Consider the following 20,150-nt stretch of genomic DNA (forward strand, 5'->3'; position numbering starts at 1 on the left):
CCGGCAACCTCCGGCTGTGCGCCGGCTCAGCCGCGCGACGGCAGGTAGTCGGCCGGATTCACCGGCTTGCCGTTGCCGCGCACCTCGAAGTGCAGTTCGGCGGCCGAGGCCATGCTGCCAATCTCCTGCCCCATCGATACCCGGGCGCCCTCCTTCACCAGCGGCTTGTCTAGGTTGCCGTAGACTGTCAACCAGTCGTCGCTGTGCTTGAGGATCACCAGCATCCCGTAGCCGCGCAGCGTGCCGACGTGGATCGCCCAGCCGGCGGCGGCGGCACGGACCGTGCCGTTGGCCGGGACCTCGATCCGTAGCCCCTTTTCCGAAGGCAGCGAGAAACGTCCGGTGACGCGGCCATCGGCCGGCCATTGCAGCTTGATGGCGCTGGCAGGCGGCTTCGACGGCGTGGCATCGGCTTGTGCCGCCCTGGGCGCCTTGTCGGCATTGTCGGCCCTGGCGGCCGCGGACGATCCCCCCGCGCCGGCTGGCGGCCGGACACGGATCAGTTGCCCGACTTCGATCTGGCTGGTGCTCGGCAGATCGTTCCAGCGCGAGAGCTCGGCCACCGATCGCTTGTTGCGGCGGGCGATCGAGTACAGCGTGTCGCCCCGCTCCACCCGGTAGAAGCCGTCGGGGGCGGATTCGCCGGAGGTGGTGCCGCAGGCCGCCAGCACGGCGGTCAGGGCGGCAGCCATTGACGCCCCGGCCAGCCGGCCCAGTATGCGGCGTCGCGCCGCCACGATGTCATGGTTCGTTGCAGTCATGCGTTCGAGGTGACTCCTTGTTGTAGCCCGTATTCTCGCCGATGTGGCGCACCGACCCCGTTGTAGACCGTTCGCTGCGCGAACCGTTCGCGCCGCCGACGTCGCGCGCGGGCAAATCCAGCCCGGATCTGCGGCGCCGATCCGCTATAATTCAAGGTTTTGAAGCGCAGGAACATCATGGAAGCAGAACGCCTTAACGCCATCTCCGGTGCCATCTCCGATCTCCGTTCCCGGACGGAAGATCTACGGGGGTATCTTTGACTACGATGTCAAAGTAGGACGCCTGGACGAAGTCAACGGGCTACTGGAAGACCCGGATGTCTGGAACAACCCCAAGCGGGCCCAGGATCTTGGCAAGGAAAAGAAAGCGCTCGAGGCCGTGGTACAGGTCCTCGGCAAACTGACGGACGACCTTTCCGGCGCGGACGAGCTGTTCGAGCTCGCGCGCGAGGAAGGTGACGACGATACGCTCGAAGCCATCGAGGCCGACGTCAAGGGCTTCGAGGCCATCGTGGCGGACATGGAATTCCGCCGCATGTTCTCGGGCGAGATGGACCAGGCCAACGCGTTCATCGACATCCAGGCTGGCGCCGGCGGCACGGAAGCGTGCGACTGGGCGTCGATGCTGCTGCGCCAGTACCTGAAGTACTGCGAGCGCAAGGGCTTCAAGGCCGAGGTGCTGGAAGAATCCGAAGGCGACGTGGCGGGCATCAAGAGCGCCACGATCAAGATCGAAGGCGAGTACGCGTTCGGCTACCTGCGTACGGAAACCGGCGTGCACCGGCTGGTGCGCAAGTCGCCGTTCGATTCGTCGGGCGGCCGCCATACGTCGTTCTCGTCGGTGTTCGTGTACCCGGAAGTCGACGATTCGTTCGAGGTGGAAGTCAACCCGGCCGACCTGCGCGTGGATACCTACCGCGCCTCCGGCGCCGGTGGTCAGCACATCAACAAGACCGACTCCGCCGTCCGGATCACGCACATCCCCACCGGCATCGTCGTGCAGTGCCAGAACGACCGTTCGCAGCACCGCAACCGTGCCGAGGCCATGTCGATGCTGAAGTCGCGCCTGTACGAGCATGAAATGCGCAAGCGCCAGGCCGAGGCCGACAAGCTGGAAGCCGGCAAGACCGACGTGGGCTGGGGCCACCAGATCCGCTCGTATGTGCTGGACCAGAGCCGGATCAAGGACCTGCGTACCAACGTGGAAATGTCCAACACGCAGAAGGTGCTGGACGGTGACCTCGACCCGTTCATCGAGGCCAGCCTGAAACAGGGCCTGTAGGCCAGCGACGCCTCCCGCCCGTGCGGGAGGCGTTTTCGAGTTCCCACAACCGAAGCGGCACGCCGCCAACCACAACGACATTCCGGGGCACCATGAGCGCAGGAATCCATCTCTACATCGTCACCGGCGCCTCGCGCGGCCTGGGCGCCGCACTGACGCGCGCGCTGCTGAAGCCGGGCAACCGCGTCATCTGCGTGGCGCGCAGCCGCAGCCCCGAGCTGGAAACCGAGGCCACGGCCAGCGGCGTTCCGGTGGCCTGGCACCTGCAGGACCTGTCGCAACCGGGCGCCGCGGCTGGCTGGCTGGGCAGCGTGCTGGACGCCGTGGATGACGCCCCGGCCAGCGTGACGCTGATCCTGAATGCCGGCGTGGTGGAGCCGATTGGCCCGATCACCGAACTGCACGAGACCACGCTGGTCCCACACCTGCTGACCAACCTGGCCACGCCGATGACGATGACCGGCGCGTTCATCGAACACACCGCACGCTTCGACTGCCCGCGCAAGGTGCTCGGCATCTCTTCCGGTGCCGCGCGCAACCCGGTGCAGGGCTGGAGCGCCTACTGCACCGGCAAGGCCGGCCTGGACATGTTCATGCGCGCCGTCAACGCCGAGTACGCCAGCATCCCCGAGCCGCGCACGGTGCGCGCGGTGGCCCTGGCCCCGGGCGTGGTGGATACCGGCATGCAGGAAACCATCCGCGGCGCGGACTTCGCCCAAGTGCAGCGCTTCCGCGACCTGAAGGCCAACGCGCAGCTGGCGTCGCCGGAAGAGACCGCGCAACGCATTGTCGCCTACCTGGCACGTCCGGACTTCGGCAAGACCGAGCTCGACGACATCCGCAATTACTGAACCGAACCCGCGCGGGCCTGGCCCGCGCCCGACCGAACCATCATGACCGAACCGACCCGCGCCCCAGCCGCCGACACGCCTGCCGTAGACGAGAACAAGATCATCGCTGAGCGGCGCGAGAAACTGCAGGCCCTGCGCCAGCAAGGCGTGGCCTTCCCCAACGATTTCCGCCCGACGCACCAGGCCGCCGCGCTGCACGCGCAGTATGGCGAGACCGACCAGGCCACGCTGGAAGCCAATCCGGTGGAAGTGGCCATCGCCGGCCGCATGATGCTCAAGCGCGTGATGGGCAAGGCCAGCTTTGCCACCGTGCAGGACGGCAGCGGCCAGATCCAGTTCTACGTCACGCGCGACAAGGTGGGCGAAGACGTCTACGCCGCGTTCAAGCACTGGGACCTGGGCGACATCGTCAGCGCACGCGGCGAACTGTTCCGCACCAACAAGGGCGAGTTGTCCGTGCAGGTGCGTGAGCTGCGCCTGCTGTCGAAATCCCTGCGCCCGCTGCCGGACAAGTTCCATGGCCTGGCCGACCAGGAAACCAAATATCGCCAGCGCTATGTGGACCTGATCGTCTCGCCCGAGACGCGCGCCACGTTCCGTGCCCGCACCAACGCCATCTCGTCGCTGCGTCGCCATATGGCCGACGCCGGCTTCATGGAAGTGGAAACGCCGATGCTGCACCCGATTCCCGGTGGCGCCGCGGCCAAGCCGTTCATCACGCACCACAATGCGCTGGACATGCAGATGTTCCTGCGTATCGCACCGGAGCTCTACCTCAAGCGCCTGGTCGTCGGTGGCTTCGAGCGCGTGTTCGAGATCAACCGCAACTTCCGTAACGAAGGGGTGAGCCCGCGCCACAACCCCGAGTTCACGATGATGGAGTTCTACGCGGCCTACACGGACTACCGCTGGCTGATGGACTTCACCGAGAACCTGATCCGCCAGGCCGCGATCGACGCGCGGGGCAGCGCCACCGTGACCTACCAGGGTCGCGAGCTGGATCTGGCCAAGCCGTTCCATCGCCTGACCATCTGCCAGGCCATCCAGAAGTTCGCGCCGCAGTACACCGACGCGCAACTGGCCGATGCCGACTTCCTGCGCACCGAACTGAAGAAGTTCGGCGTGAACACCGGCGCGCCGCAGTTCCTGAACGCTGGCCTGGGCACGCTGCAACTGGTGCTGTTCGAGGAAACGGCCGAAGCCCAACTCTGGGAACCGACGTTCATCGTCGACTACCCGGTCGAGGTGTCGCCGTTGGCGCGTGCATCGGACACGGTGCCGGGCATCACGGAACGCTTCGAGCTGTTCATCGCGGGCCGGGAGATTGCCAATGGCTTCTCGGAGCTCAACGATGCCGAGGATCAGGCCGACCGCTTCCGCAAGCAGGTCGAGCAGAAGGATGCGGGCGACGAGGAAGCGATGTACTTCGACGCCGACTACATCCGCGCGCTCGAGTACGGCATGCCCCCGACGGGTGGCTGCGGCATCGGCATCGACCGTCTGGTCATGCTGCTGACGGACAGCCCCAACATCCGCGACGTCATCCTGTTCCCGCACCTGCGCCGGGAAGACTGATCCGGACTGCCAATCGGCAGAAAGCAGAGTGAGATGACGAAAGCCCCGCCCCTCCGGCGGGGCTTTTTGCTTTCCGCCGCGACAGGAGGCGACTGCACATGGCATGCCGGTTTGTTACAGCGGGGCCTGTAGGACGGCCACCGATATCGTTGCAACCCCATGATTTACCTAAGTTTTTAGCGCTACAGATGCTTACAAAATCAAACGGTAATCGTGCCCCGCTTCAGCCAAACTTGAGTGCATGGACCGGCTTGGCCGGTCGACAGGAGAACAACAAATGCAAAGCCCGGCGACCGTATCGTCTGCTTCGAAGGAATCCGTTCCGACCCCCTCGCTGCCGCCGCAGCGGCGCCTGCATCCGCTGGTCGGCGCGGCCGCCGTGGCGGTGGTGATCGCCAGCCTGACCGCGGTAGCCGCCGTGACCGGCGTGCTGCCCCTCGGCAAGGCGAATCAAGGACCGGCCTATGACCCGGCACCCTACGCTGCGCAGGCCCCGCAGCCCCTCACGTCATCCGGGTCATCCACGTCATCCCCGGCAAACCAGCCGAATCAGGCGAATCAGGTGAACGAGGCACTGCCACCGGGATCGACCACGCGTCCGCCGGCCTACGACATGCAGCAGGCCCAATTGGCGCAGAACGCTCAGAGCGCTCAGAACGCTGCGCCGCAACCCCCTGCGCAGCAGGCACAGCCCGAGCAGCGCCCGACGCCGGCCTCCAAGCCAAGCCACACCGCCGGCCGGGTCACCAATGTGACGACCATCGAGTCGGAGAAACCCACCAGCGGCGTTGGCGCAGTGGGCGGTGCGGTGGTTGGCGGTCTGCTCGGCAATCAGATCGGCCACGGCAACGGCAGAATTCTCGGCACCGTCGCCGGTGCCGCCGCGGGCGGCTTCGCCGGCAACTATGTCGAGAAACGCGTGAACAAGGACAAGCAATATCGCGTGAGCGTGCAGATGGATGACGGCAGCCGCCGGACGTTCACTTACCAGAACCCGCCGGGGGTCGAGGTGGGCCAGCGCGTGCATATGGAGAAGGGGGTCCTGGTGACAGGCTAGCCGGTGTGGCATCACCGTGAGTTTTCGCACGAAAGGGTCGGCCTGGTGCCGGCCCTTTGTTGCTATGATGACCAGGTCAACCGTCACCCTGACTACCCCCATCTCGGCTCATGATGCCTCGCGCGCCCGCCGAATCCAGCCACAGCAGGCAACGCCTTGCCGCGCGGGGGCTGGTACTGGCTGGCGGATTGTGGCTGGCACTGGTATCACCCATGGCCTGCGGGCAGGAGTTGCTGCTGCTCGGGGGGGTGCAGTCCACCCACTCGGCAGGCGAGATGAGCTACGGCTACGCCTTTGCCTATCAGCACAACTTGAGCGAGCACTGGTACGCGACGTTCACCTACCTCAACGAGGGCCACGTCACCAATCATCATCGTGACGGCCACAGCGCCCAGCTGTGGTGGCGCTACCTCGCCTTCGATCGCAAGCTGACGCTGGCCGTTGGCGCAGGTCCGTATCGCTACTTCGACACCACCGATCGCGATGCGAGCGGCTCCTCCGACAATCAGCACGGCTGGGGGGTGCTGGCCAGCCTGGCTGCCACGTGGTACCTCGACGGCGGCCCGTGGATGCTCCAGGCCCGGTTCAACAGGGCGCAGACGCCTTCGAGCATCAAGACCAATACGTTCCTGCTCGGCGTGGGCTATCAGCTCGACCGCGGCGACCGTGGCGGCCCCTTGGTGCCGCCACCCGGCCGCACCGACGACGTGACGCAGAACGAGCTGACGATGTTCCTGGGGCAGACCATCGTGAACACCTTTGACTCGGAAACGTCAGTGGCCAAGGCGGTCGAATACCGGCGCGGCCTCTGGCGGTATGTGTCCGGCACGATCAGCTACATCAATGAGGGCGAAAGCAGCGTGCTGCGCCGCAACGGCGTGGCCGCGCAGGCGTGGCTCGAGCGCGCGTTCTTTCACGACAAGCTGACCCTGGGCCTGGGCGTTGGACCGTATTACGCGATCGACCTGACCGAGAATGCACGGAGCCAGGGCAGCGCCCCATCGCGCTGGTCCGGCCTGATGACCATGTCGGCCAGCTACCGGCTGGGCGAGCACTGGCTGACGCGGCTGTCGTGGAATCGCACGGTCACGGGCTATGACCGCGATACCGACTTGATCCTGGCCGGCCTCGGGTATCGCTTCTGAGCGACGGCCACGAAAAAAAGGGGCGCGGCGATGAGCCGCCCCCCCCTTTTTTTCGATGCGCTTCGTCAATCCGCGCTTGTCGCGATACTTACTGCGCTTCCTCGATCCATGCGGCCTGGATGGCCTCCAGAATCTTCTCGCCCGACCGCTCCGGCATATCGCTGAAGTCGTCGAGCTCCAGCACCCATTGGCGCAGCTGAGTAAAGCGTACCGTCACCGGGTCCACGTCGGGGTACTTGTCGTACAGCGCCGCGGCAATGTCGTAGGTATCAGTCCATTTCATGGGGTAGCTCCGAGGGAAAGTGCCCGGCTCAGTGGCCTTCCTTGGCGTGATTGATCGTGTATTTCGGAATCTCGACGGTCAGGTCTTCGTCGGACACGAGCGCCTGGCAGGACAGGCGCGAGTTCGGCTCGAGGCCCCAGGCCTTGTCGAGCAGGTCCTCTTCCTTTTCCTCGGCGTCTTCCAGCGAGTTGAAACCCTCGCGCACGATCACGTGGCAGGTCGTGCAGGCGCACGATTTTTCGCACGCGTGCTCGATCCCGATGCCGTTGGCGAGCAGCGCATCGCAGACGCTGGTGCCCTTCCCGGCTTCGAACACGGCCCCTTCGGGACACAATTCGACGTGAGGCAATACGATGATCTGTGGCATGTCTTTCCTGAATATCAGTCGTTAGGGTGCGGCGCGGGGATCAGCCGAGCTCCTGCACCTTGCGGCCGGCCAGCGCGCTCTTGATCGAGCGGTCCATGCGGCGAGCGGCAAAATCATCGGTACCACGCGAAAGCTGTTCCACGGCGGCCTTGATGGCCTGGTGGTCCTCGCCCTTCGTGATCTGGCGGACGCTGGCCATCAGCACCTCCACAGAGGCACGCTCGTCGGCCGACAGCAGGTCGCCGTCGACCTCCAGCGCACGCGTGGTGGCTTCGACCAGTCGGTCCGCCTCGACGCGCTCCTCGGCCAGCGCGCGGCTCTTCATATCATGCTCGGCTTCGCGGAAGCTCTCCTGCAGCATGCGCGCGATGTCGTCATCGGCCAGCCCATAGGACGGCTTGACCGACACGGAAGCTTCCACACCCGATTGCGTCTCGCGCGCGGACACGGACAGCAGGCCGTCGGCATCCACCTGATAGGTCACGCGGATGCGCGCCGCACCGGCCACCATCGGCGGAATGCCGCGTAGTTCAAAGCGGGCCAGCGAGCGGCAATCGCTCGCCAGTTCGCGCTCGCCCTGCAACACGTGGATCACCATGGCGGTCTGGCCATCCTTGAACGTCGTGAATTCCTGCGCGCGGGCAACGGGAATCGTGCTGTTGCGCGGGATGATCTTCTCGACCAGGCCACCCATCGTTTCCACGCCCAACGACAGCGGGATGACGTCCAGCAGCAGCCAGTCTTCGCCCGGAGCATGATTGCCGGCCAGCAAATTGGCCTGCATGGCAGCACCCAGCGCCACCACCTTGTCCGGATCGAGGTTGGTCAGCGGGGACTGACCGAAGAATTCGCCCACGGCCTTGCGAATCGACGGCATGCGGGTAGCCCCGCCCACCAGCACCACACCCTTGACGTCGTCGGGGCCGATGCCTGCATCGCGCAGCGCCTTGCGCACCGGCGCCAGCGTCTTCTGCACCAGGTGTGACGTAATCTCATTGAAGATGGTCGCCGGTAGCGGCAGGTGCACGATCTCGCCACTGGCCAGCACGGCGTCGATCACCGTGCTGTCGCTTTCGGACAGCGCTTCCTTGGCCGCGCGGGCGCGGATCATCAGCAAGCGGGAGTCCTCGGCGGAAAGCGGCTGCAGGCCGGCCTGCTCGACGATCCAGCACAGCAGGCGCTGGTCAAAGTCGTCGCCGCCGAGCGCGGAATCGCCACCCGTCGACATCACCTCGAATACGCCCTTGGTCAGCCGGAGCACCGAAATATCGAAGGTGCCGCCGCCCAGATCGTAGACCGCGTAGATGCCTTCGGCGGCATTGTCCAGGCCGTAGGCAATGGCCGCCGCAGTGGGCTCGTTCAGCAGACGCAGCACGTCCAGGCCGGCCAACTGGGCCGCGTCCTTGGTCGCCTGACGCTGCGCGTCATCGAAATAGGCAGGCACCGTAATCACGGCGCCCACGAGGTCATCACCCAGCGAGTCCTCGGCACGCTGGCGCAGCGTGGCAAGAATCTCGGCCGACACCTCCACCGGGCTCTTGATCCCGGCAGCGGTCTTGATCTGCACCATGCCCGGCGCATCGACGAAGTCGTACGGACTGTGCTCGATGTTCGCCACATCGCGCAGCCCGCGACCCATGAAGCGCTTGACGGAGACAACCGTGTTCTTGGGGTCGCGCACCGATTCGTCCTGGGCCTTGTAGCCGATATGGACGGTGCGGTCCGGCAGATAGCGGACCACGGACGGCAGCAGCGAACGACCGCGTTCGTCCGCCAGGACTTCCGGAATACTGTTGCGGACGGCTGCCACCAGGGAGTTGGTGGTGCCAAGGTCGATACCGACTGCCAGGCGACGCTGGTGCGGCGCCGGCGACATGCCGGGTTCGGAAATCTGGAGCAGTGCCATGATGATTCTTCGCGTGTTCTTGTGGGGCGCGCCGTGGCTTCGCATTGGCGGTATTCGGTGGCCCTCGGTGGTATTCAAGCCACCCAAGTCCCGTACCGGACCAGCAGGGGCGCCATTGTGGCACGTCCCCCACCAATGCGTCGGGATACCCTAGCCTTCGATCCGGTCGATAGCCTCGCTGGCGTCGTGTTCGATCTTCTCGATAAACATCAGTTGTCGCGCCGCGGCGCTGGCGGCGGCATCGTCCCCCGCATCCAGCAGCGCCCCGAGCGCCGCGTGGCGCTCACGTTTTTCCAGGCGAAGGTCGCGCAGCAGGCCATCCAGCCGATCCGCCGCACGGTCCTCCACGGCCTCCTGCAGCGCCTCGCGCCATTCCATCTGCTGCATCAGGAATGCCGGTGCCATCGCCGTATTGCTTTCGGCCTGGATGTCGACCCCGCGCAGCGAGAGCAGGTAGATGGCGCGCTTGAGTGGCTGGCGCAGCGTCCGGTAGGCTTCATTGGCATGCGCGGCCCATTGCATGGCGACGCGCCGCTCGGCATCGCCGGCGTTGGCAAAGCGGTCCGGATGGGCCTGCGACTGGACGGTGCGATAGGCGGTGTCCAGCGCAGCCTCGTCCACCTCATAGCGGACAGGCAGACCGAACAGCGAGAAAAAATCGTCTTTCAAATGCTTCCCCAACAAAAAGGAGCGGCCATGCCGCCCCTTGTCGTCCTGCTTCCGCGCTGCTCAGGCATCGCGTCGCGCCCATTCGGCCGGCGGCTCCTGCCTCACGCACTTGAGGCATTTCACCCGATAGCCAAGCCGCGATGCCCTTCCCTCGGCCGTTACCGTCCACGGACGAGACTGCCAGGGCGGATCGTGGCGCACGTGCTGGCCGTGCCCGCATTCGAGCTCGGCCACCCAGTCGCCAAATTCGTCGCGGTGAAATCCGACGATACTGTGCTCCATCGGATCCTCCGCGTGGGCATGGTGATCAGACCCGGAACGACTCGCCGCAGCCGCACTCGTCCTTGACGTTGGGGTTGTTGAAACGGAAACCTTCGTTCAACCCTTCGCGCGCGAAATCGAGTTCGGTACCGTCGATGTACGGCAGGCTCTTGGGATCCACGATCACCTTGATGCCGTGCGTCTCGAACACCTCGTCTTCAGGCAGGAGTTCGTCGACGTACTCCAGCTTGTAGGCCAGGCCAGAGCAGCCGGTCGTCTTCACGCCCAGGCGCAGGCCTACGCCCTTGCCGCGACGTTCCAGGTAGCGGGCGACGTGCTTCGCCGCCTTTTCGGTCATTGTGATCATCGTTGCCTTGCTGTCGAACACCGCGCATCGCATTCGTCGCCACGCGCGGCCACATCAACAAAAGAAGCGAATCAGGCGGCCTGCTGTTCGGCGCCGGTGTGCTTCTTCTTGTAATCCTCGACGGCCGCCTTGATGGCGTCCTCGGCCAGGATCGAGCAGTGGATCTTTACCGGCGGCAGCGCCAGTTCCTCGGCGATCTGGGTGTTCTTGATCTCCAGCGCCTGATCCACGGTCTTGCCCTTGACCCACTCCGTCACCAGCGACGACGACGCGATGGCCGAGCCGCAGCCATAGGTCTTGAACTTCGCGTCTTCGATCACGCCAGCCTCGTTCACCTTGATCTGCAGCTTCATCACGTCGCCGCAGGCCGGGGCGCCGACCATGCCGGTACCCACCGCGTCGTCGTTCTTGTCGAACGAACCGACGTTGCGCGGATTTTCATAGTGGTCGAGAACCTTGTTGCTGTAAGACATTTTGGCTACCTCTGTCGAATCTTTTGATGGGGTTGTTCTTGTTCGGAATTCCGGGTGGCGCTCAGTGCGCGGCCCACTGGATCGAATTCAGGTCGACGCCGTCCTTGAACATCTCCCACAGCGGCGACAGGTCGCGCAACTTGCTGATCTTGCTCTTCAGCAGTTCCGCGGTGAAGTCGATCTCTTGCTCGGTAGTGAAGCGACCGACGGTGAAGCGAATGGAGCTGTGCGCCAGTTCGTCGTTGCGGCCCAGGGCGCGCAACACGTACGACGGCTCCAGCGACGCCGACGTGCAGGCCGAACCCGACGACACGGCCACTTCCTTGATCGCCATGATCAGGGACTCGCCTTCCACATAGTTGAAGCTGACGTTGAGGTTGTGCGGCACGCGATGCTCCAGCGAACCGTTCAGGTAAACCTCTTCCATGCCCGACAGGCCGCGCCACAGACGGTCGCGCAGCATGCGGATACGTTCGTTTTCCGTCGCCATTTCCTCGCGGGCCAGGCGGAATGCTTCGCCCATGCCGACGATCTGGTGCGGGGCCAGCGTGCCCGAGCGCATGCCACGCTCGTGGCCGCCACCGTGCATCTGCGCTTCCAGACGTACGCGCGGCTTGCGTCGCACGTACAGGGCGCCGATGCCCTTCGGGCCGTAAGTCTTGTGAGCCGAGAACGACATCAGGTCGCACTTCAGCGTATTCAGGTCGATGGCCACCTTGCCGGTCGCCTGGGCGGCATCACAGTGAAAGATGATGCCCTTGGCGCGGCAGATCTCGCCGATCTGCTCGACGTCCTGGATCACGCCGATCTCGTTGTTGACCAGCATCACCGAAACCAGAATCGTGTCCGGGCGGATCGCCTGCTTGAACACGTCCATGTCGATGAGACCATCGTCCTTGACATCGAGGTAGGTCACTTCGAAGCCCTGGCGTTCCAGCTCACGGGTGGTGTCCAGCACAGCCTTGTGCTCGGTCTTCACCGTGATGATGTGCTTGCCCTTGCCCGAATAGAAATTGGCGGCCCCCTTGATGGCCAGGTTGTCCGACTCGGTGGCGCCCGACGTCCACACGATTTCGCGCGGATCGGCGCCCACCAGTGCGGCCACCTGCTCGCGCGCTTCTTCCACCGCGCGCTCGGCGTCCCAGCCGTACGCGTGGCTACGCGATGCGGGATTGCCGAACTGCTCGCGCAGGTACGGAATCATCTTGTCCGCCACGCGCGGGTCCACCGGCGTGGTGGCCGAGTAATCCATGTAGATGGGGAAATGTGGGGTGCTCATCGTTATGACTGCCTTATAGGGACCGCTAATCGCTTGTTGCCTACCGATAGTTTAAACCAGCCGCCGCAATCCTGCTCAGGACTGCGCCAGGCTGAAAACCGAATTCACCACGCGGGGGCGCGCCGGTTTTTCCTGCTTGTCAGACTTGCCGCGGGGGACGGCCACGGGTTGCTGCGCGGCGTCATCGCGCATGTCGTGGAGTACGGCGGGTTGTCGGGCGCGCTGCTGGTCTACCAGATTCTTGAGAGAGACGGAGTCCAGGTACTCGACCATTTTCTGGTTCAACGTGGCCCACAGTTCGTGGGTCATGCAGCGGCCGGAACCATCATCTCCGTTACAATTGCCCTTCCCTCCGCACTGCGTGGCGTCCAGGGGTTCGTCCACGGCGATGATGATATCCGCCACCGTGACGTCCTCGGCCTTGCGCGCGAGGCTGTAGCCACCGCCCGGCCCGCGTACGCTTTCCACGATCTCGTGCCGGCGCAGCTTGCCAAACAGCTGCTCCAGATAGGACAGGGAGATTTTCTGGCGCTGGCTGATGCCAGCGAGCGTGACGGGCCCCTGATCCTGGCGCATGGCCAAGTCGATCATGGCGGTTACCGCAAAACGGCCTTTGGTGGTCAGTCTCATGATGCTCGGGGAAGTGGACTACTTGATCGTCGGGAATACTTGATCGTTTGACTCAAGTATAAATTTTCCCGACTAATTCAGTCAAGTACCCCTGCTGCATCGCATCGTAAATCTCTTAAGCCGACTCGCTCGCAACAAGTGCCTTGCAAGACTCTTTGCGAGAGGGCTGCCCCGCAACGACAGGGAGCGAACCGCGCGCACACGTGAGCGTCATGCTGGCACGCATCAGCGGAGCCGCTGGCTCAGCATGGCGATGACGCCGTCACAGGCGTCTTCGACATAGTCCAGCACACGCTCGAAGCCATCGCCCTCCCCGTAGTAGGGATCCGGGACTTCCTCCGCCCCATGCTGCGTCGCAAAGCTCATCAGCAGCCGCAATTTATCGTCGCCGATCTCAGGGCGGAGCGACCGCAGCGACGCGAGATTGGCATGATCCATTGCCAGGACGAGATCGAAGCGATCGAAATCCGCCCGGTCAACCAGACGCGCGCGCAGCGCCGACAGGTCATAGCCCCGACGCAGCGCATGGCGCTGCGTGCGGGCATCGGGCGCGCGGCCCAGATGATAGTCATGGGTGCCGGCCGAATCGAGCTCGACTCGATCGGACAGGCCCGCGGCAGAAAGTTTGGCGCGCAGCACGCCCTCCGCCGTCGGGGAACGGCAGATATTGCCCATGCAGCACATCAGGATGGCAAATTTCTTCATCGGCAGGATTCTACCGTTGCCGATATCCGCCTGCTGTCGCCGGTCTCGCCCAGCGACCCCGCGCGGAAGGCTTCCGCCCGCCGCCGGCTATAGCAACTGCGCGGCCAGCACCTTGCCTCGGGCAAATCCCGCCGCTTCGGCATCTTCCGGCGTCTTGAAGTGATCGGTGGGCGGGGATGTTTCGACCAGCGTCCCGTATGCGCGGATATTCGTGCCAGGCCGGCACACACGCACCGTGTACTCCCATTCGATGGGCGACCGGGGTTTCACCAGCACCTGGACCTCGTGCGTTTCGAAAACCCTCTTCTTCCACTCACTGCTATAGGCCATGACTATCTCCTGTCATGCCGGCGGCGCCTTGTTCCGTCCCTTGGCCCGGGATCAGTTCACCTCACCGGCATCGATGCTCCGCATGGCTGCGGCTTCCGCCAGGGCGAGTGCCGCCTCTGGGGTAGGTGCCGCGCCAGTCTCCGTTTCAAATGTGGGTCCGCCTGGCTCTCCGAACGCATCGGCAATCGTCACGACACCGGCAAACCCGCCGCCGGCATGTGGAATCGCGCGAGCCACCACCGCATAACCACCATATTCGAACTGTGTCACCATGGCGCGCTCCTCGTTCGTGAACCGGCATCTCCGCCCTACACTATAGGACTATCGCGGGCACGCCGTGGCGCGCGCTGCGCTTCAGTTCGACGGCGGCAACAGGTGATCGCCGTCCGCAGCAGCCCCGAAGACTTGCGCGCGCAGCTTGGCCAACTGGTCGCGAACCTGCGCGGCCTTCTCGAACTCGAGGTTCCGGGCGTGGTCCAGCATCTGCTTTTCCAGTCGCTTGATTTCCTTGGCGACCTGCTTTTCGCTCATATCCTCGTACTTCGCACGCTCGGCGGCGGCGGTCAACTCGGCCTTAACTTCGTTCGGGTCGTAGACGCCATCGATGATGTCCTTGATCCGCTTGACGACACCACGCGGGGTGATCCCGTTGGCCTCGTTAAACGCCACCTGCTTGACGCGCCGGCGCTCGGTCTCGTCAATGGCCTTCTTCATCGAATCCGTTATCCGGTCCCCATAGAGGATGGCGGTGCCATTGACATTGCGGGCCGCGCGGCCAATGGTCTGGATCAGCGAACGCTCGGCGCGCAGGAAGCCTTCCTTGTCCGCATCGAGAATCGCGACCAGCGACACCTCCGGAATATCCAGGCCCTCGCGCAGCAGGTTGATGCCCACCAGCACGTCGAAGGTGCCCAGGCGCAGGTCTCGGATGATCTCCACGCGCTCCACGGTGTCGATGTCGGAGTGCAGGTAGCGAACCTTGACGCCGTTCTCGGACAGAAACTCAGTCAGTTGCTCGGCCATGCGCTTGGTCAGCGTGGTCACCAGTACGCGCTCGTTCGCCGTCACGCGTACATGAATCTCCGATAACAGGTCATCGACCTGCGTCGTTGCCGGCCGCACGTGGATCACGGGATCGACCAGCCCGGTCGGCCGCACCACCTGCTCCACCACCTGCCCCGCGTGTGCCTGCTCGAACTGCGCCGGCGTGGCGGATACGAACATCACCTGGCGCATCTTGCGCTCGAACTCGTCGAACTTCAGCGGCCGGTTGTCCAGTGCGGACGGCAGGCGGAATCCATACTCCACCAGCGTGGTCTTGCGCGCGCGGTCACCGTTGTACATGCCGTTGAGCTGGCCGATCAGCACATGGGATTCGTCCAGGAACATCAAGGCATCCGGCGGCAGGTAGTCGACCAGCGTCGGCGGCGGCTCCCCCGGCTGCGCGCCGGACAGGTGCCGCGAATAATTCTCGATGCCCTTGCAGAATCCCAGCTCGGCGAGCATTTCCAGGTCGAAGCGCGAGCGCTGCTCCAGCCGCTGCGCCTCCACCAGCCGGTTTTCCTTGTAGAAGAAGTCCAGCCGCTCACGCAGTTCGACCTTGATGGTCTCGATGGCCCGTAACACGGTCTCACGCGGCGTGACGTAGTGGCTCGACGGATAGACCGTGAAACGCGGGATCTTTTGCCGCACGCGGCCCGTCAGCGGATCGAAGAACTGCAGCGAATCCACTTCGTCATCGAACAGCTCCACGCGCACCGCCATCTCGGCATGCTCGGCGGGGAAGATGTCGAGCGTATCGCCGCGTACACGGAATGTCCCGCGCTGGAAGTCTGTCTCGTTGCGCGTGTACTGCATCGCAATCAGGCGCGCAATGACGTCGCGCTGGCTGATCTTGTCGCCCGTGCGCAGCGTCAGAATCATCTGATGGTATTCGCTCGGGTTGCCGATACCGTAGATCGCGGACACCGTCGCCACGATAATCGTGTCGCGTCGCTCCAGCAGGCTCTTGGTGGCCGACAGCCGCATCTGCTCGATATGCTCGTTGATCGACGAGTCCTTTTCGATGAACAGGTCGCGCTGCGGGACGTAGGCCTCAGGCTGGTAGTAGTCGTAGTAGCTGACGAAGTACTCCACCGCGTTACGCGGAAAGAATTCGCGGAATTCCGAATACAGCTGCGCCGCCAGCGTCTTGTTTGGCGCGAACACGATGGCCGGACGCCCCATCCGGGCGATCACGTTGGCCATCGTGAAGGTCTTGCCCGATCCGGTCACGCCCAGCAGCGTCTGGAACGACAGGCCGTCCTCCACGCCCTCCACCAGCTGGCGGATCGCCTGGGGCTGGTCGCCGGCGGGCGGGTACGGCTGGTAGAGCTGGAACGGCGACCCCGGAAAACTGACGAATTTGTCTTCGTCCAGGGGCGGGGCGACTTCGGCGAGATTCGTCATAAACGTAGGGAAAAACCTGAGGAAAACTGGCGGATTACGCTAGAATCTTGGGGTTGCGCGGATCGGTTCAAGCCCAGTGTGCCTGAAGCTGCTGTCAGGTTCTGTCAGTAGAGTTTTTGTCAGGGGTGTCAGGAGCCCGTCGAAGTGTTCCGTCGCAGCCACAGCGCAGTCCGAAGCATTCTACGCCCTCCGTTTTGTTACACAGCTGACCACGAGATCCCAAATGAGTTTGTTTTCTGCCGTCGAGATGGCCCCGCGCGACCCGATCCTGGGCCTGAATGAAGCGTTCAATGCCGATACCCGCGCCACTAAAGTGAACCTGGGCGTTGGCGTGTACTTCACCGACGAAGGGAAAATTCCCCTGCTGCGCGCCGTGCAGGAAGCTGAAAAAGCCCGCCTGACCACCGCCACCCCGCGCGGCTACCTGCCTATCGAAGGGATCGCCGCCTACGACCAGGCCGTGCAGACCCTGCTGTTCGGCAAGGAATCGGCCCTGATCTCCGAAGGCCGCGTTGTGACCGCCCAGGCACTCGGCGGCACCGGCGCGCTGAAGATCGGCGCCGACTTCCTGAAGCGCCTGTACCCGGACTCCAAGGTCGCCATCAGCGACCCGAGCTGGGAAAACCACCGCGCGCTGTTCGAATCCGCCGGCTTCCCGGTGGTGAACTACGCCTACTACGATGCCCCCAGCCACGGCCTGAACTTCGCCGGCATGGTGGAATCGCTGAAGTCCTACCCGGCCAACACGATTGTTGTGCTGCACGCCTGCTGCCACAACCCCACCGGCGTGGACCTGTCCGACGCCCAGTGGAAACAAGTGGTCGAACTGGTGAAGGAACGCAACCTGATCCCGTTCCTGGATATGGCCTACCAGGGCTTTGCCGACGGCATCGACCCGGACGGCGCCGCCGTGCGCCTTTTCGCCGATTCCGGCCTGCCCTTCTTCGTGTCGAGCTCGTTCTCGAAGAGCTTCTCGCTGTACGGCGAGCGCGTGGGCGCCCTGTCGATCGTGACGACCAGCAAGGACGAAGCCCAGCGCGTGATGTCGCAGATCAAGCGCGTGATCCGCACCAACTACTCCAACCCGCCGACGCACGGCGGCACGGTGGTCGCCACGGTGCTGAACAGCCCTGAACTGCGCGCCATGTGGGAGCAGGAACTGGGCGAGATGCGCGACCGCATCAAGCTCATGCGCAACGCGCTGGTGGACAAGCTGGCCGCCAAGGGCGTGCCGGGCGACTTCTCGTTCGTGAAGGCCCAGCGCGGCATGTTCTCGTACTCGGGCCTGTCGTCGGCTCAGGTTGATCGCCTGCGCAACGAACACGGCATCTACGCCGTGGGCACGGGACGCATCTGCGTGGCAGCGTTGAACAGCCGCAACATCGACGCCGTCGTCAACGCGATCGCTGCTGTCTACTAAGGCAATCCGATGCGGCCTCCCTGAGCGGCGGCTGCACCAAAAAGCAACATAAACTGCCGCGCCAGGCGACCGAGAGGCCACTCCGGTCGCCTTTTTCATTTCTTTAGTGCGTTGTCACTCTGAATTCAGGCCATTGTCCTATTGTCCTTCTGGCTTACGGGGGTAACGTGGACGCGTATGCTGCAAAGCACGATCGTTCGATTGCGGGCATAATTGTTGCGGCGAGAACATCGCCCAACAAGAAAGGCAAGACAGGTAACCGGCATGCTTTACCAACTGCATGAATTCCAGCGCTCGATGCTGAACCCGCTGACCGCGTGGGCTCAGGCGACCGCCAAGACATTTACCAACCCCCTCAGCCCCCTGTCGCTTGTACCTGGCGCGCCAAGACTGGCCGCCGGCTACGAACTGCTCTACCGGCTTGGCAAGGAATACGAAAAACCGGCCTTCGATATCAAATCCGTGCGCTCCAACGGCCGGGACATCCCGATCGTCGAGCAAACCGTTTTCGAAAAGCCGTTCTGCAAGCTGGTGCGCTTCAAGCGCTACGCGGACGATCCGGAAACGATCAAGCTGCTCAAGGACGAGCCCGTCGTGCTGGTCTGCGCGCCGTTGTCCGGCCACCACGCCACGCTGCTGCGCGACACCGTGCGCACCCTGCTTCAGGACCACAAGGTCTATGTAACGGACTGGGTCGACGCCCGCATGGTCCCCGCCGACGCCGGCGCGTTCCGTTTGTCCGACTACATCTATTACATCCAGGAATTCATCCGCCATATCGGCGCGGAAAACCTGCATGTGGTTTCGGTGTGCCAGCCGACCGTGCCGGTGCTGGCCGCGATCTCGCTGATGGCCTCGGCCGGTGAGAAGACGCCGCGCACCATGACGATGATGGGCGGCCCGATCGACGCTCGCAAGAGCCCGACCGCCGTCAACTCCCTGGCGACGAACAAATCCTACGAGTGGTTCGAGAACAACGTCATCTACACGGTGCCGGCGAACTATCCCGGCCACGGTCGTCGCGTGTACCCGGGTTTCCTCCAGCACGCGGGCTTCGTGGCGATGAACCCGGACCGCCACCTGTCGTCGCACTACGACTACTACCTGAACCTGATCGAAGGCGATGCGGACGATGCCGAGGCGCACGTGCGCTTCTACGACGAGTACAACGCGGTGCTGGACATGGCCGCCGAGTATTACCTCGACACGATCCGCGAGGTCTTCCAGGAATTCCGCCTGGCCAATGGCACGTGGGAAATCGATGGTGCGCCGGTGCGTCCGCAGGACATCAAGGGCACCGCGCTGATGACGGTCGAGGGCGAGCTCGATGATATTTCAGGTGCGGGCCAGACCGCCGCCGCACACGAACTCTGCTCCGGCATTCCCAAGGCCCACAAGCAGCACGTGACCGCGCCAAAGTGCGGCCACTACGGGATCTTCTCGGGCCGCCGCTGGCGGGAGAATATCTACCCGGAGCTACGCGACTTCATCCGCAAGTACCGCTAACCGGCACACGGCGCCCGCCGCACCGGCTAAAAGTAAAAACAAGAACGCCCGTGATAACCTCGCGGGCGTTCTTGTTTCCAGACCGTGTGAAGCGGAATCAGCGCTTCGCGAGGTAGGACAACAGCATATCCGTGTGCAGCTCCGCAAAGCGCGCGTGCTCGTCTTCGGACGCCACGTCGCGCCCGATCACGGCGCTGATCGTGTAGCGATTGGACAGTACGTAGTAGCCCAGCGCCGAGATGGTCAGGTAGAACTGCGGCACGTCCACGTTATCGCGGAACACGCCCTGCTGCTGGCCGCGACGGATGATGTCCGCCAGCACATTGACCACGGGGTTGATCAGTTGATGCAGTTGCGCGGACTTCTTCAGGTGCCGCGCCTCGTGCAGGTTCTCGCTGTTGACCAGCCGGATGAACTCGGGATGCTGGTAGTACCAGTCCCAGACAAAGCGGGCCAGCGTGCGCACTGCCGCAACCGGGTCTTCATCGGTGATATGGAGCCGCTCTTCGTCCATGCGAAACTCGGCGTACTGCTTCTCCAGCACGGCCAGGAAGAGGCCTTCCTTGCTGCCGTAGTAGTAATACAGCATGCGCTCGTTGGTCTCGGCCCGGCGAGCGATCTGGTCGACGCGCGCGCCGGCCAGTCCGCCCTTGGCAAATTCTTCGGTGGCGGCGGCAAGGATACGCCGGCGCGTGCCTTCGGGATCCCGCTTGGTTCTTGGCTCGTTTGACATGAAGTCCCGGTCTGTCGATTGCGCGGATTATGGCACAAGGCATTGGCTTGTCGCCCACTCGGGCGACGCGCGCATGATCGCCGTTTCTGCCCTTTCTTGAAA

The 20,150-nt window shown here is 64.0% G+C and carries 22 protein-coding genes; 7 read left to right on the top strand and 15 right to left on the bottom strand.

What is annotated here, in order from left to right; translation table 11 throughout:
- Positions 1-26: 26 nt before the first annotated feature.
- Positions 27-761, bottom strand: coding sequence for a peptidoglycan DD-metalloendopeptidase family protein (locus AC1DOX_RS04160; RefSeq protein ID WP_441615301.1), 735 nt, complete (start codon positions 759-761; stop codon positions 27-29).
- Between the two features lie 177 nt (positions 762-938).
- On the opposite strand from AC1DOX_RS04160, the gene prfB reads away from it, so the two are divergent.
- The 5 genes from prfB (at position 939) to AC1DOX_RS04185 (ending at position 6,671) form a co-directional block, all read left to right on the top strand.
- A protein-coding gene (gene prfB / locus AC1DOX_RS04165; RefSeq protein ID WP_143018483.1) for a peptide chain release factor 2 occupies positions 939-2,043 on the top strand; the annotation gives its coding sequence in 2 pieces (ribosomal slippage) (positions 939-1,019 and positions 1,021-2,043; 1,104 coding nt in all).
- A gap of 92 nt (positions 2,044-2,135) precedes the next feature.
- Entirely contained in the window at positions 2,136-2,894 is a 759-nt protein-coding gene (locus AC1DOX_RS04170) for an SDR family oxidoreductase (protein ID WP_441615303.1), read from the top strand.
- A gap of 42 nt (positions 2,895-2,936) precedes the next feature.
- Positions 2,937-4,469: a lysine--tRNA ligase gene (lysS, locus tag AC1DOX_RS04175; RefSeq protein ID WP_441615305.1), complete on the top strand. Its 1,533-nt coding sequence runs from the start codon at positions 2,937-2,939 to the stop codon at positions 4,467-4,469.
- 277 nt (positions 4,470-4,746) lie between these two features.
- The gene (locus tag AC1DOX_RS04180; RefSeq protein ID WP_441615307.1) at positions 4,747-5,526 is read left to right on the top strand and encodes a glycine zipper 2TM domain-containing protein; all 780 of its coding nucleotides are present in this window, start codon (positions 4,747-4,749) and stop codon (positions 5,524-5,526) included.
- A 110-nt stretch (positions 5,527-5,636) separates the two neighbouring features.
- On the top strand, positions 5,637-6,671 hold the full coding sequence (locus AC1DOX_RS04185) for a hypothetical protein (RefSeq protein ID WP_441615309.1): 1,035 nt from the start codon (positions 5,637-5,639) through the stop codon (positions 6,669-6,671).
- A gap of 88 nt (positions 6,672-6,759) precedes the next feature.
- On the opposite strand, the gene iscX is transcribed toward AC1DOX_RS04185, so the two are convergent.
- From iscX to uvrB, 13 genes are all read right to left on the bottom strand, one after another.
- A complete protein-coding gene (gene iscX / locus AC1DOX_RS04190; protein ID WP_092138707.1) occupies positions 6,760-6,954 on the bottom strand; it encodes a Fe-S cluster assembly protein IscX in 195 nt (64 codons plus the stop codon).
- A gap of 28 nt (positions 6,955-6,982) precedes the next feature.
- The gene (gene fdx, locus AC1DOX_RS04195) at positions 6,983-7,321 is read right to left on the bottom strand and encodes an ISC system 2Fe-2S type ferredoxin (RefSeq protein ID WP_441615312.1); all 339 of its coding nucleotides are present in this window, start codon (positions 7,319-7,321) and stop codon (positions 6,983-6,985) included.
- A 40-nt stretch (positions 7,322-7,361) separates the two neighbouring features.
- Complete coding sequence (gene hscA / locus AC1DOX_RS04200) at positions 7,362-9,227, bottom strand: Fe-S protein assembly chaperone HscA (protein ID WP_441615314.1); 1,866 nt, start codon at positions 9,225-9,227, stop codon at positions 7,362-7,364.
- Positions 9,228-9,377: 150 nt separating this feature from the next.
- Positions 9,378-9,896: a Fe-S protein assembly co-chaperone HscB gene (gene hscB, locus AC1DOX_RS04205; RefSeq protein ID WP_441615316.1), complete on the bottom strand. Its 519-nt coding sequence runs from the start codon at positions 9,894-9,896 to the stop codon at positions 9,378-9,380.
- Positions 9,897-9,956: 60 nt separating this feature from the next.
- On the bottom strand, positions 9,957-10,178 hold the full coding sequence (locus AC1DOX_RS04210) for a DUF3565 domain-containing protein (RefSeq protein WP_441615318.1): 222 nt from the start codon (positions 10,176-10,178) through the stop codon (positions 9,957-9,959).
- 25 nt (positions 10,179-10,203) lie between these two features.
- Complete coding sequence (iscA, locus tag AC1DOX_RS04215) at positions 10,204-10,524, bottom strand: iron-sulfur cluster assembly protein IscA (protein WP_092139140.1); 321 nt, start codon at positions 10,522-10,524, stop codon at positions 10,204-10,206.
- Between the two features lie 71 nt (positions 10,525-10,595).
- Positions 10,596-10,997: a Fe-S cluster assembly scaffold IscU gene (gene iscU, locus AC1DOX_RS04220; protein ID WP_092138712.1), complete on the bottom strand. Its 402-nt coding sequence runs from the start codon at positions 10,995-10,997 to the stop codon at positions 10,596-10,598.
- Between the two features lie 61 nt (positions 10,998-11,058).
- Positions 11,059-12,282: an IscS subfamily cysteine desulfurase gene (locus AC1DOX_RS04225; protein ID WP_304441192.1), complete on the bottom strand. Its 1,224-nt coding sequence runs from the start codon at positions 12,280-12,282 to the stop codon at positions 11,059-11,061.
- A gap of 69 nt (positions 12,283-12,351) precedes the next feature.
- Entirely contained in the window at positions 12,352-12,906 is a 555-nt protein-coding gene (gene iscR / locus AC1DOX_RS04230; RefSeq protein WP_092138714.1) for a Fe-S cluster assembly transcriptional regulator IscR, read from the bottom strand.
- A 225-nt stretch (positions 12,907-13,131) separates the two neighbouring features.
- Entirely contained in the window at positions 13,132-13,611 is a 480-nt protein-coding gene (locus AC1DOX_RS04235; protein ID WP_441615321.1) for a low molecular weight protein-tyrosine-phosphatase, read from the bottom strand.
- 87 nt (positions 13,612-13,698) lie between these two features.
- Positions 13,699-13,941: a hypothetical protein gene (locus AC1DOX_RS04240; RefSeq protein ID WP_092138716.1), complete on the bottom strand. Its 243-nt coding sequence runs from the start codon at positions 13,939-13,941 to the stop codon at positions 13,699-13,701.
- Positions 13,942-13,992: 51 nt separating this feature from the next.
- Positions 13,993-14,214, bottom strand: a complete 222-nt coding sequence (locus AC1DOX_RS04245; RefSeq protein ID WP_092138717.1) for a hypothetical protein — start codon at positions 14,212-14,214, stop codon at positions 13,993-13,995.
- 81 nt (positions 14,215-14,295) lie between these two features.
- Positions 14,296-16,389 carry an excinuclease ABC subunit UvrB gene (gene uvrB / locus AC1DOX_RS04250; RefSeq protein WP_441615324.1) on the bottom strand — a complete coding sequence of 698 codons (2,094 nt, stop codon included), beginning with the start codon at positions 16,387-16,389 and terminating at the stop codon, positions 14,296-14,298.
- 223 nt (positions 16,390-16,612) lie between these two features.
- Between uvrB and AC1DOX_RS04255 the strand changes: the two genes are divergently transcribed.
- The gene (locus tag AC1DOX_RS04255) at positions 16,613-17,809 is read left to right on the top strand and encodes an amino acid aminotransferase (protein WP_441615326.1); all 1,197 of its coding nucleotides are present in this window, start codon (positions 16,613-16,615) and stop codon (positions 17,807-17,809) included.
- Between the two features lie 264 nt (positions 17,810-18,073).
- The gene (locus tag AC1DOX_RS04260) at positions 18,074-19,315 is read left to right on the top strand and encodes a polyhydroxyalkanoate depolymerase (protein WP_092138720.1); all 1,242 of its coding nucleotides are present in this window, start codon (positions 18,074-18,076) and stop codon (positions 19,313-19,315) included.
- 97 nt (positions 19,316-19,412) lie between these two features.
- Here AC1DOX_RS04260 and AC1DOX_RS04265 read toward each other — a convergent pair whose 3' ends face one another.
- A complete protein-coding gene (locus AC1DOX_RS04265; protein ID WP_092138721.1) occupies positions 19,413-20,048 on the bottom strand; it encodes a TetR/AcrR family transcriptional regulator in 636 nt (211 codons plus the stop codon).
- Positions 20,049-20,150 lie beyond the last annotated feature (102 nt).

The organism is Cupriavidus sp. 01L415, from assembly GCF_056400065.1.